The organism is Nocardiopsis listeri, assembly GCF_020741345.1.
GTDB classification, from domain to species: Bacteria; Actinomycetota; Actinomycetes; order Streptosporangiales; family Streptosporangiaceae; genus Nocardiopsis; species Nocardiopsis listeri_A.
The window spans coordinates 1-9,360 of record NZ_DYZD01000117.1 but is presented as its reverse complement, the minus strand read 5'-3'; the positions used below and the strand labels follow the sequence as shown (position 1 = coordinate 9,360).

The window sequence follows — 9,360 nt, the reverse complement described above, 5'->3', positions numbered from 1 at the left end:
GGTCAGGGCAGGAGTGCGTCCAGGTCGGGCTCGGATTCGATGAGTCCGTCGGTGACCATCAGTTCGGCCAGGGTCTGAACGGATTCGTCGTTGATCTGTTCGGGGAAGCGGGGCAGGACCATCTGTTCGATGACCTCTTCGTCGATCTCGGTGTAGGTGCCGAGGATGCGGCGGACCTCGTCGGGGTTGTCCTCGGCGTAGGCCAGGGACTCCTCCAGGGCCGCGGTGATGTCGTCGAAGAGCTCGGGGTCCTGGGCCAGGCGGTCCTCGCCGGTGAAGTAGGCGGCCACGGACAGCTCGGGGTGGGTGTCGACGAAGTTGGAGGCGATCTCGCGGTGGCCGGCCTCCCGGATGGTGGAGGCGAACGGTTCCACGGCCCAAACGGCGTCGATCCGGCCGGTCTCCAGGGCGGCGGGCATGTCGGGGAAGGGCAGTTCGACGAAGTCGACCTCGGCGGGGTCGCCGCCGTCGGCTCGCACGGACTGGCGGACGGTGGTGTCGCCGATGTTGTTGAGGTTGTTGGCGGCCACGGTCAGACCTTCGAGGTCGGCGGCACCGGTGACGTCGCTGTCGTCGGGGACGAACACGCCACCGAAGTCGGCGCCCTGTTCTCCTGCGGTGGTGACGCCGTTGGTGAGCGCGGCCAAGGGCAGGCCCTGCTCGCGGGCGACGATGAGCGAGACGATGTTGCTGAAGGCGAAGTCGAACTCACCGCTGATGACACCGGGGACGATCGCGGCACCGCCGGAGCCGGATTCCAGTTGCAGGTCGATGCCGCGGTCGCTGAAGAACCCCTGGTCGACACCCAGGTAGATGGGGGCGACGTCCACGATGGGGATGACGCCGGCGGTGACGGTGGTGAGTTCTCCTTCTCCCGTGCCCTCTTCGGAGGGGGAACAGGCCGCGGTGGCCAGGAGTGCGACGACCGCGAGTGCCGGGGACAGGCGCATGGGATCTCCAACAGGGAGCGCGAAACACACAGATGTACGCTTTGCGAACATGTGTTCTTAAAGTGAACATAAGTGATCCCGATCACCGGGTCAAGACGTGCTCGAGGCACATTTCAAACACGTGAACAGCGAAAAGGTCGGATGACCGAGCCTGGGCAGCGCCTTCGAGGGCGACGCGAGGAAGGAAGGGGCACCGCGAACGAGCGCGGGCGTGAAGAAGGGTCGGGGCACCCTGAGAGAATCGGAGAGCCCGTGGTCCGGGTCAGGACGGGACCCGGACCACGGAGTCGAAAACCCCGTACGGGGCCCCATATTCGACCCTGTGTTGTCACAATGTCAACATTTGTACATCGAAGCGGTACTGAGACCCGACGGATTCTTGTCCGCAGTGGCGTACGCCGTACACTTTTGCGACGTGGCACAAGACGACGGCGGTAACGGCGGAATGCGACGAGTCCGCAGGCGGGGCCTGGCCCACGAAGCGGCCGACCGCATCCGGGAGTCCATCCTGGACGGACGGGTCGCCCCCGGCTCTCCCCTGCGCGAGGTCGAGCTGGCCGCCTCCCTGGACGTGAGCCGCGGTTCGGTACGCGAGGGGCTGGCCATGCTCGAACGCGAGGGGCTCGTGCGCAGCGAATGGCACCGCGGCGCCCGCGTGATCGACCTGGGTCCGGAGGACGTCGACGAGGTCTACACCGTGCGGGCCGCCCTGGACCGGCTGGCCACCCTCACCGCCGCCTCCCGCATGACCCCCGCCCACCTGGCCGAACTCGAATCACTGGTCCAGGCCATGGCCCGCGCCCTGGAGGGCGACGCCGACGGACTGACCCTGATCGCCCTGGACCTGGCCTTCCACGACCGTGTCTACGCCATCGCCGACAACGGCCGCCTCACCGACGCCTGGCTCGGCGTGCGCTCCCAGGTGCGCCTGATCCAGCTGACCCGCATCGAACACGACCAGGCCCACTACCGCGACCTGCTGGTCGTCGAACACCACGACCTGGTGCGCCTGATGAGCCGCGGCCCCGGCGAGGAACTGGCCCGGGCCGCCGAGGAACACGTGGACTCGGCCCGTCGCGCCCTGATCCACCTGCTCGGACAGGCGCCTGGGCACCGGTGATCGGCCCGCACGGCCCATGACACCCGGGCCGTGAACGGGTCGGGGCCCGGCCTCCTCCTGCGAGACCGGGCCCCGACCCTCCGGAGAGGATCACAGGGGTCACTGTTCTGACGCCGAAGGTTCCCGACTCGTTCGGCGCCAGAACACGTCGAGGTGCAGCGGCGGCACTAGACGAACGCCGCCTACTCGAAGACCACGTCGGAGCAGTTGTAGAAGGCCTCGGGGCTGTCGGAGCGCTCCCAGACCACGTAGATGATGTGCCGGCCCGAACGCTCGGGCAGGTCGACGTCCCAGCGGTACTCGGCGCCCTCGACACCGCCCTCGCTCAGCGGCGGATCGGTGACCTCGCTGATCAGTTCCAGGTCGGACCAGTTCAGCGGGGATTCGGGCGACCAACCGGGACCGGTGACGTAGGTGTAGAAGGTGCCGGGGTGGTGGGCCCAGGCGTTGTGGTGGAACTCGACCGTCCGTCCCGAGGGCAGCGCCGTGGTGGGCCAGTCCGAGCGCACCGCGTTGAAGGCGGCGAAGTCGGCGGTGGGGCCGCACAGCTCACCGTCGGCCACGACCTCCTGGTGGCGGCCGTCGGCGTCGCTGATCAGGTTGCCGAACCAGTTCCAGAACGGGTAGCTGCCGCCCTCCTCCAGGGCGTCGGCACAGGCGGGGTTGGTGGGCTCGACGTTGCCGCCCTGGCCGCCCTCGATTCCGTCGGCGTAGCAGGCGTAGGTGCGGCTGGCCGGGTAGGTGAAGGCGCCGTGCGCCTCGGCCGACTCCGCGCTCAAGGTCAGGGCCAGGCCGCCGACGAGGGCGGCCGAGGCGGTGAGGGCTCCGGTCCTGGCGAGCGTTCTCATGGGGGGTGTCCTTTCGAGGGGGGATTGGCGGGGTTCGGTGGTGGGCGCAGCGTGTTCCTCAGCCACCGGTGGCGATGCCGTTGGGTCCGTGGAAGATGCGCTCTCCCCATTCGGTGATCCGGTCGGCGTCGAAGTCCTCGACCATGTCGAGGTACTCCACTTCGCCGCTGTTTCCGCTCCAGGACCAGCCGATGTAGCCGAGTCCCAGGCGGTCGGCGTGGGCCATGACGGCGTCCTCGTCCGGGTCGCCGTCGCTGTGGTCGTGGCCGAACTCGCCGATGATCAGGGGCACTCCGGCGTCGGTGAAGTGCTCCAGGTAGTCGACGACGGTCGACTCCTGTTCGTAGACGCCGTACATGTGGATGGAGAAGACGGTGTTGTCGTGGGGGTCGGCGGCGGCGACCTCGGGAGCCGCCTCGCGCATGGTGCCCTGCCAGTCCTGGCCCCAGTTGGGGGCGTCCACGACCAGCATGTGGTCGAAGCCGGCCTCGCGCAGGCGCACGATCGCGTCGGAGGTGTCGGCGGCCCAGCCCTGGTTGACGACCTCGTCGTTGCCGTAGGGCTCGTTGCCGATGTTGACGACGATGTGGTCCTCGGCGCCCTGAACGGCGCTTCGGACGTCGATCCAGTAGTCGACGGCCTGGTCCAGGGTGGCCGCCTCGGCGTCCTCGCCGTAGCCGGTGGTGTCGTGGACCTCCAACACGCACACCAGGCCCAGGTCGGCGCACTGGGCGACGATGTCCCGGAGTCGGCCTTCGTCGGTGCGGTCCCAGCGGTCGCCGCTGCTGAGGACGATGCGCACGGTGTTGGCGCCCAGTCCGGCGATGTCGGCGAGGGCGGTGGGGGTGCGGTCGGCGAACCAGGCGTGGGGGTGGCTGACGCCGCGCATGATCAGGTCGGTGCCGTCGGCGTGGGCCGGGCGGCCCTGGTCGTCGACGTGCAGTCCGGTCTCGGCCGACGCCGGTGCGGCGTGGGCCAGGAAGGGGATGGTGAGGGCGAGAGCCGCCAGGGACACCAGGGAGCGGGGTCGGTGCACGGTGCTTCTCCGTCGGTCTTTATGACTACCATTCACGGGAACCCCGAATTTGGGAGCGTTCCCATGGAGCTTGTGATGCAACTTAACAAGAGCGAAACCCCGCCACAATAGGGTTTCGGGCTGTTTTTTTCACGCACAGCTCAACTGAGCACACGTTAAGTTAACCCAACATCCAGAGCCGGAGCCGCTCCGAGCCGCCTTGACACCGACTGATCACACCAATGGGGCGGGGCGGGAGACCATGTCGGTCCCCCGCCCCTCTCGATCCGGTCCGGTGCGCTTTCCGGGCCTCAGGCCCAAAAACCGAAGCTGTACAGCAGCCCGTTGGTCGCGGCGATCACGCCCAGCGCCAGCACCGCGCCGGTCACGAACGAGGTCCGCAACGACCGCACCAGGAACTCCAACGCCACCAGGTTGTTGAGGATGAAGTAGCCCAGCATGGTCGCGTGCCAGAACGAGTCCATGCTCCATGGCTCGAAGTAGTACGGAACGCCCGTCCACACGTCGGTCTCGGTGGTGAACCACGTCCAGGCCAGCGCCGCGCCGTAGCCCAGCGGGATCTGGATCAACGGGATGATCAGCAACGGCAGCAGCTTGACGAAGCCCCACAGGCCGGGCTGATCGGCGCGGCGGGCCTCCGACTGCGCCCGACGGGCCGCCTCCTGTTCGGCGCGCAGCCGGTCACGGTGGGCGCGCTCGGCCTCCTGGCGACGGCGCTGCTCGTCCTGCTGTTCCTGCCTGCGTCGCTGTTCCTCGGCCTGGCGGCGCTGCTGCTCCATCTGCCGGCGACGCTGTTCCTCGGCCTGTCGATACTGGTCCTGACGCGGGTCGGTCGCCCCGCGACGCTCCTCGTACAGGTCGGCGTAGGGGTCCTCCTCGCCGGGCCGCTGGTACTGCCGGGTGGCGTCATCGCCCGCGGTGGCGGGGGGACCTCCCTGCTGCTGAGCGCCCGGATACTGCTGCGTGGGCTGGTAGCCCTGCTGGTACTGCTGGGTGGGCTGGTAACCCTGACCGCCTTGCTGTCCCTGGGTCCCCAGGACCGAGGTCTCCCCGACCGAGGGGTCCTGCCCGTGGCCCGCCACCCGGGTGGCCTGGTCATCGCCCATGGCGCCCGCGGCCGCCGCTCCGGCGGCCGCGCCCGCCGCCCCTCCAAGGGCCGCGGCGCCGCCCGCGCCCAGCACCTCGGTGCGCTGGTGGCCACCGGTGGCGCCCGGGTCGGCCGTCGAGGTCGCCAGGGCCTTGTTGACCTTGGCCACCTGCTCCTGCACGCCCATCATCACCGCGGGCGGCAACCAGGAGGAACCGGCGTGCACGTCGCCCAGGTAGTCCAGGATCTCGCCGGGGCTCGGGCGACCCTTGACGTCCTTGGACAGACAGGCCGCCACCAGGTGCCGCAACGACTCCGGCACACCCGACAGGTCGGGTTCCTTGCTGATGATGCGCATGACCATGGTGGGCATGTTGCCCTCGCCGAAGGGGCCGCCGCCCGAGGCCGCGTGGGCCAGCACCGCTCCGTAGGCGAACAGGTCGCTGGCGGGGGTGAGCTGTTCGCCCTGGACCTGTTCGGGGCTCATGAAGCCCGGAGTGCCGATCACCGACTGGGTGGCCGCGGTGCCGTCGGTGGCCCGCGCGATCCCGAAGTCGATCACCCGTGGGCCGTCCTCGGCCAGCAGCACGTTTCCGGGCTTGAGGTCGCGGTGGATCAGGCCCACCCGGTGGATCTCGACCAGCGCCTCGGCCAGGCCCGCGGCCAGCACCCGCACCGACGGTTCCGGCAGCGGACCGTGTGCCTGCACCGCCTCGTCCAGGGGTAGCGAGGGCACGTAGGAGGTGACCAACCAGGGCACCTCGTCGTCGGGCCCGGCGTCGATCACCGGTGCGGTGAACGCACCACTGACCTGACGGGCCGCGTTCACCTCGCGGGCGAAACGCTCCCGGAAGGAGGTGTCCGCCGCCATGTGCGGGTGGATGCGCTTGATCGCGACGGCGCGGCCGCCGGCCGAGCGTCCGAAGAACACCTGACCCATGCCACCGGCGCCCAAGCGCCCGATCAGCCGGTACCGGCCGATTCGCTCCGGATCAGTGCTCTCTAGCGGCCCCAACGTCCTCTACCTCCGGCCTGTACGGCGTTGTCCTAAGTGGAACGAGGCCCCAGTCTAGGGCGTGGCACCCCCGTCGAAACCACCGTCGGGGTGTGTGATCCCGTGCCGGAGCGTGGAGTTCGTCGCCTCTGTCGAATGCGCGTGGAAAGGGCTCGGGGAACGAGTGGACCGGGGTCCATGGTTCCCACCTGGCCACACACGGCCAACCATGCGGGTGGACAGGCCTGCGGGGGAAGGCCGATCTAGGGTCGAAGGACAGCACCGACAGGATGAGGCGCGCCCGTGAAGACTCTCGAGACCTTTCGTATCGACGCCCAGCTGCGCACCGCCCACGGCGTGTCGTGGTTGGCGGCCCAGAGCGGGGACCACCCCAGTCGTCTCCTGCACTGGCCCTGGCGAGAGAACCCCTTTCCGACCTACCGGCGTCTTCGCGAGCAGGGTCCGGTGGTCTCCAGCCGATTGCCCTTCCACGCCGCCTCCACGCGCTCCGCCGTCCACCGGATCCTGCGCGATCGTGACTTCGGGGTCGCACCGCCCTCCGATGTGGTGGTCCCCGAGCAGTTCGACGTGATGGACCTGTCGTTCCTGCAGCGCGACCCGCCCGACCACACCCGGTTGCGCAAGCTGGCCAAGCCGGCCTTCTCCCCCCGCCGTATGGAGGACTACCGGCTCGTGATCCAGAAGATCGCCGACGAGCTGCTCGACCGCGCCCTGCAACGCGGTGAGTTCGACCTGATGCGCGACTTCGCCCAGCCGCTGCCCATCACGGTGATCAGCCACCTGTTGGGGGTTCCTGAGGAGGATCGGTCCGACTTCGACCGCATCGGGAACGTCATCGGGGCGGCCCTCGACGGTGCCCGTTCGGCGCGCCAACTCGGACGGATCCGGGAGGCGACGGCGGAATTGGACGCGTTGCTCGAACGCTTGATGGTCGAACGCCGGGCCGACCCGCGTGAGGACGTGGTCTCCGATCTGGTCGCCCACTTCGACGAGGGCGAGTTGACGGCGACCGAACTGGGATCGATGTTCCGGCTGCTGTTGGTGGCCGGGTTCGAGACCACGGTGAACCTGATCGGGAACGGGACGATGGCGCTGCTCCGCCACCGTGAGGAGTGGGAGCGCCTGGTCGAGGATCCGGAGCTGGCGGTCGGGGCGGTGGAGGAGACCCTGCGCTACGACTCGCCGGTCCAGCTCACCGGACGCTGGTCCCGGGAGGAGACCGAGGTCGAAGGGGTGCCCATCGGTGCCGGTCAACAGGTCATCTGCCTGATCGGGTCCGCCAACCGCGACCCCGAGCACTTCGACGAACCCGATCGTTTCGACATCACCCGGTCCAACGCCGCGGAGCATCTGGCCTTCTCGGGTGGGACGCACTACTGCCTCGGGGCCTCACTGGCCCGTTTGGAGGGCCAGATCGCCCTGCGGACGCTGAGCCGGAGGATCCCGGGACTGCGCCCCACGGCGATGCCCACCCGACGTGACACGTTGACCGTCCGGGGTCTGGCCACGTTCCCGGTCACCGTCGGCCGCTAGAGGGTAGGGGGAGGGCAGGGTGCGGGAGAGGGCCCAAAGGCCTGGGCGCACGACCACACGCGGGCGAGGGCCGCTGCTCGCGGTGGGGGCGGTGTGCGCGGTGGTCTTCGTGGTGGTGGCGGTGTCGGTGCTGGCTCTGCCGGGACCTGCCGGGGAAACCGGGAGCGACCTGCCGGGGTTGGCCGAGTCGCACGGTATCAAGTTGGGTGTGGCCGTGGCCGTCGACCCGTTGCGGGACGATTCGGACTACCAGGACGTCGTCACCGACCACTACACGGCGGTGACGGCCGAGAACACGATGAAGTGGGTGCACGTCCAACCCGAGCGTCATGAGTTCGACTGGAGCGGCCCCGACACCGTGGTCGACTTCGCCGAGGAGCACGACCTGGACATCCGCGGGCACACCCTGTTGTGGCACAACCAGCAGCCCGAGTGGCTGGCGCGGGGTTTCTACGACGCCGACGAGCTGCGCGAGGTCATGCGCGAGCACATGGAGGCGTTGCTGGGCCGCTACCAGGGTCGGGTCGACTCCTGGGACGTGATCAACGAACCCTTCGAGGACGGCGGCCCCGAGCTGCGCGAGAACCTCTGGTACCAGGCCTTGGGCGAGGACTACATCGCCGAGGCGTTGCGGATGGCGCACGAGGTCGACCCGCAGGCCCGGCTCTACATCAACGAGTTCGGGATCGAGGGCGGCGGGGACAAGGCCGACGCCCTGTACGAACTCGCCTCCGGGCTGTTGGAGCAGGGAGTGCCGTTGCACGGCATCGGGTTCCAAGGGCACTTCGTGCACGGCGACGTACCCGAGGACCTGGCCGAGAACATGCGACGCTTCACGGACCTGGGCCTGGACGTGGAGATCAGCGAACTGGACGTGCGCATCGCCGAACCGGTCACCGACGAGGCGGTCTCGGACCAGGCCGAGGAGTACCGGCGGGCCGTGGAGGCGTGCCTGGAGGTGTCGCGTTGTGTGGGCGTGAGCGTGTGGGGGGTGACCGACGCCCATTCGTGGATCCCCGAATGGTTCCCCGGTTACGATTCCGCGCTGCCCTTCGACGAGGACTACCGGAGCAAGCCGGCGCTGGGCGGGATGGTCGACGCGCTGAGCAGGGGACGACGGGCACAGGGGCGACCGGTGCGTCGGAGGGTGCGGAACGGATGACCAAAAGCGGGTGCGAGCACCGGCCCGCACCCGCCATCGTGGAGCGGACCCGATCCGAGGAGACCTTCCATGGACAACGCCTCCGTCCACCCCGTCACCGTGCCCCGGGCCCTGGTCGAATCCGTCACCTCCTTCTTCGGCCCGGAGTGGGCGCGCCGGCTTCCCGGGTTGACGGTGCGGCACCTCGACGAGTGGGGGCTGACCGTGGCCGGCGAGAGCATGCACGGGGCGGTGGCCCTGGTTGTGCCCGTACGTCGCGCCGATGGCACTTCGGCGGTGCTCAAGATCCAGCCCCAGGATCCCGAGACCGAGGGTGAACCCCTGGCCCTGCGCGTCTGGGACGGGGAGGGCGCGGTTCGGCTGCTCGACCACGGCCCTCGGACCGGGGCGATGCTGTTGGAGGCCCTCGACCCGGGTCGACGTCTGGACGAGGAACCCCTGGAACCGGCCCTGGAGGTCATCGGTTCCCTGTTGGCTCGGCTGACCGCCCACCCGGGTCCGGAGGGGATACGCGGGCTCGGACCCATCACCCGTGACATCGCCGATCGAGGACGGGCCAGGGCCGCCCATCTGGAGGAGCCCCGGCGACCGGTGCTGGAACGCTGGGCG

8 protein-coding genes are annotated in these 9,360 nt (G+C 69.3%); 4 read left to right on the top strand and 4 right to left on the bottom strand.

Annotated elements, in window-relative coordinates:
- Nucleotides 1–2 precede the first annotated feature (2 nt).
- Nucleotides 3–950, bottom strand: coding sequence for an ABC transporter substrate-binding protein (locus K8V84_RS06920; protein ID WP_304071922.1), 948 nt, complete (start codon nucleotides 948–950; stop codon nucleotides 3–5).
- A 415-nt stretch (nucleotides 951–1,365) separates the two neighbouring features.
- Between K8V84_RS06920 and K8V84_RS06915 the strand changes: the two genes are divergently transcribed.
- Nucleotides 1,366–2,070, top strand: a complete 705-nt coding sequence (locus K8V84_RS06915) for a GntR family transcriptional regulator (RefSeq protein WP_304071921.1) — start codon at nucleotides 1,366–1,368, stop codon at nucleotides 2,068–2,070.
- Between the two features lie 182 nt (nucleotides 2,071–2,252).
- Here the strand turns inward: K8V84_RS06915 and K8V84_RS06910 are convergent, their stop codons facing one another.
- The 3 genes from K8V84_RS06910 to K8V84_RS06900 all read right to left on the bottom strand — a co-directional run bounded on the left by K8V84_RS06910 (nucleotide 2,253) and on the right by K8V84_RS06900 (nucleotide 6,056).
- On the bottom strand, nucleotides 2,253–2,918 hold the full coding sequence (locus K8V84_RS06910) for a lytic polysaccharide monooxygenase (protein ID WP_304071919.1): 666 nt from the start codon (nucleotides 2,916–2,918) through the stop codon (nucleotides 2,253–2,255).
- A 58-nt stretch (nucleotides 2,919–2,976) separates the two neighbouring features.
- Nucleotides 2,977–3,954 (bottom strand): glycoside hydrolase family 5 protein, encoded by a 978-nt coding sequence (locus tag K8V84_RS06905; RefSeq protein WP_304071916.1) that lies wholly within the window; start codon nucleotides 3,952–3,954, stop codon nucleotides 2,977–2,979.
- Between the two features lie 290 nt (nucleotides 3,955–4,244).
- Entirely contained in the window at nucleotides 4,245–6,056 is a 1,812-nt protein-coding gene (locus K8V84_RS06900) for a serine/threonine-protein kinase (RefSeq protein WP_304071914.1), read from the bottom strand.
- Nucleotides 6,057–6,338: 282 nt separating this feature from the next.
- Between K8V84_RS06900 and K8V84_RS06895 the strand changes: the two genes are divergently transcribed.
- The 3 genes from K8V84_RS06895 to K8V84_RS06885 form a co-directional block, all read left to right on the top strand.
- Complete coding sequence (locus K8V84_RS06895; RefSeq protein ID WP_304071912.1) at nucleotides 6,339–7,589, top strand: cytochrome P450; 1,251 nt, start codon at nucleotides 6,339–6,341, stop codon at nucleotides 7,587–7,589.
- Nucleotides 7,590–7,608: 19 nt separating this feature from the next.
- On the top strand, nucleotides 7,609–8,751 hold the full coding sequence (locus K8V84_RS06890) for an endo-1,4-beta-xylanase (protein ID WP_304071910.1): 1,143 nt from the start codon (nucleotides 7,609–7,611) through the stop codon (nucleotides 8,749–8,751).
- A 69-nt stretch (nucleotides 8,752–8,820) separates the two neighbouring features.
- Nucleotides 8,821–9,360: aminoglycoside phosphotransferase family protein (locus K8V84_RS06885; protein WP_304071908.1), on the top strand; the 540-nt coding region annotated here is incomplete at its 3' end.